The organism is Dietzia sp., from assembly GCF_036741115.1.
Lineage (GTDB): Bacteria > Actinomycetota > Actinomycetes > Mycobacteriales > Mycobacteriaceae > Dietzia.
Genome location: NZ_DAINST010000089.1, coordinates 1 through 2,611 on the forward strand (window position 1 = coordinate 1; position 2,611 = coordinate 2,611).

General features: G+C 71.0%; 3 protein-coding genes. 1 reads left to right on the plus strand and 2 read right to left on the minus strand.

Annotated features, from left to right (window positions below; all coding sequences use genetic code 11):
- The coding region (locus V7E05_RS12145) for a hypothetical protein (protein WP_333619911.1) at window positions 1-306 on the plus strand (306 nt) is incomplete at its 5' end.
- Between the two features lie 55 nt (window positions 307-361).
- Here the strand turns inward: V7E05_RS12145 and V7E05_RS12150 are convergent.
- Both V7E05_RS12150 and V7E05_RS12155 read right to left on the minus strand, forming a co-directional pair.
- Window positions 362-1,216 (minus strand): PaaI family thioesterase, encoded by an 855-nt coding sequence (locus V7E05_RS12150; RefSeq protein ID WP_333619912.1) that lies wholly within the window; start codon window positions 1,214-1,216, stop codon window positions 362-364.
- Between the two features lie 5 nt (window positions 1,217-1,221).
- Window positions 1,222-2,611 (minus strand): FAD-dependent oxidoreductase (locus V7E05_RS12155; RefSeq protein ID WP_333619913.1); only part of this gene is annotated, 1,390 nt, incomplete at its 5' end.

A 2,611-nucleotide genomic window follows, 5' to 3' on the forward strand; every position in this document is an offset into this window, starting at 1 on the left:
GTCGAGTCCTCCGGTGGGCTCAGCTCGAGTGCGGATCTCCTCGTCCAGTGGAAGAACATCGACACGAACGCCACGGGCGAGGTCGTCTTCGGCGGGGTCGGCGTCGGCGGCCTGTTTCCCGATATCGACAGCTACAAGCAGGCCTCCACCGGCGCCGGGACCATCGAATGGACTCTTAGCGGGCACCACAACAGCGCGTTGATCTCAGGCGATACCCCGTGGGCCTCCCTCGGGAACATCGCGCCGGAGATCCCGGGCAGCACCGCGGCGTACTCGGCGTGCTCCGGCAACGCCGAGATCGACTAAACCCGCTGGGCGCTCCTCCGCGCGCGGCGGTCGACTGCGCCCTCGGGGCAGAGGCCTAGCGCTCCTCGCCGAGGGCGGTCTCGTCTCGCCCCGGCAGCGGCACATGCGCCTTGATGAACAGCGCGCGGGCCTCGACGCAGAGCTCGCCCTCGCATTCGATGCTCGCGCGCACCCAGATCTTGCGGCCCTCGGAGCTCTCGACCCATGCGGTGAGGTCCAGGGGCTTGAGAAGCGGCGTGGGCTTGCGGTAGTCGAGCTCGTAGTGCGCCGTCATGCCCGAATAGCCGGCCCAGAAGTTCGCGTGGCCGAAGAGGTGGTCGAGGAGCAGCGCGCTGATCCCGCCGTGCACGCAGCCAGGAGGACCCTGGTACGGGATGCCGAGGGCGACCCGCGATGTGACCCGCCCGTCGTCGTGGCCGACGACGGTGAGCGGCGGGGCGATGACGTTCTCGGGGCCGCCGACGGGATTGGTGCGCCTCGCGCCGGGCCCGCCCTTGCGCCATTGTGTGGCGAGCTTCTCGGGATCGCTCGGCGCCTGTGCCTCCGCGAGGTCCGCGGCCCGGCGGAGGAGCTCGGCGATCTCGCCGAGCTCTGCCCCGCTCTCGCCGATCCCCGTGAGCGCATCGCGGAGTCGGCGCATCTGCTCGCCGGCATCGTCGAGCGCGGTGTCCGTGCCCTGGGTGACGCTGATCTCGAAGGGTTCGAAGCTCTCGCCGAGGCGGCTCTTCGCGTCGGCGAGCTGCGGATCCCCGGCGCCGGCAACGGCGTGGGGGCGCCGTGGGGCCTGCCCGGAGCCGTGGCCCTCGGCCTGCCCAGAATCGTCCCCGGACCCCTGCCCGGACCCCGAACCAAGACCCTTCCCGGCGCCGCTCTTCGTGGCTTCTGGATCACCCGTGGTGGACTCGCTCATGTCGCTTACTTCCCCGCCGCACCCCGGCCCGCGCGCCGTCCGTAGAAGGAGCCGTCGCCGAGGGACGTGCCGGAAATGTAGCCCTCGCCATGCATTCCATGAGTAGCACGCCCGGCTGCGAACAGCCCGGGCACGGGTCGACCTGCGAGATCGAGGACGCGCGACTCGAGGTCGGTGTGGAGCCCGCCGAGGGTAAAGCCCTGCGGCTTGGACTCGGCGCCCATTAGGCCCTTGCGCATCCCGTTGCCCGTGGCGTAGGCGCCGTACGGCGAGGACAACGGCTTGAGGAACCGCGGGTCCTTGCCGAACGCCCGGTCCACCCCAGCGGCGGCATCGTCGTTGTACTCGGCGAGCGATTCGGCCAGCGCGCGCTCCGGCAGACCGCACTCGCGCGCGAGCTCCTCGATGGTCTCGGCGACATACGTGGGCCGCATTCCCCACAGCTCGGTGTCGGGGACGGCGTCGACGATGTCCTCGTCCACGATGATCCACGTCGGTCCCGGCCGGTGGTGCACGGCGCGGTGCGAATAGAGCCCCGGATACCGGTCTTCGTTGATGAATCGGCGGCCGTCGCCGTCAACGAGAAAACCGTTCGCCACCAGTGGGGCCGCAACGGGCAGCGCGGTCTCGGTCTGGTGCATGCGCCGCACGGCAGCGCCCACGCGCATGGCCATCTCGATGCCCGAGCCGTCGCTGTGCCCGTCGGTGACCTTGCCCTTGCCCACCTGCTGCGGCGCCCACTGCTCGAGCATCCGCTCGTTGTCGACGAACCCTCCCGTGGCGATGACGACGGCGGAGGCGCGGAATTCCAAGGGCGAGCCGAAGTTCGTCGCGCGGACGCCGACCACCCGCGGCGCTCCCCCGGCGGAGCCGAACTCCCCGGGCTCCCCGGCCTCGACGAGAAGCTCCCGCGCCTTGATCTCGGTGCGGATCTCGACCCCCGCCGCGCGGGCGGCGTCGAGGAGTCGCGCCATGAGCGTTTCGCCGGCGAACATCCCCTGCGGCGGCCTGTGCCCGCGCGCGGCGGGCCGGGCGATGTCGGCGAAGGGCTTCGAGCGCTCGCCCATCCACATGAGGCCGACCTCGGTGCTCGGCATCCACGTGGGTTCGTCCCACACCTCGTGGTGGAACTCGAGGCCGTGGGCGAGGAGCCAATCGTGGTGCTCGACGGCGTTCTCGCAGTAGTCGGCGATTTTCTCGGCGTCCGCATTGGGGCCGAGCGCGGCCTCGAGGAACGCGCGCATATCTTCGACCGAGTCCTCGATGCCGACGGCCTGCTGGGTCGAGGTGCCGCCGCCGAGGTAGATCTCGCCACCCGACTGCGCCGACGCGCCGCCGGGACCCGAAGCCCCCTCGAGAACGAGGACATTAGTGTCCGGCCCGCCGGCCTCGCGC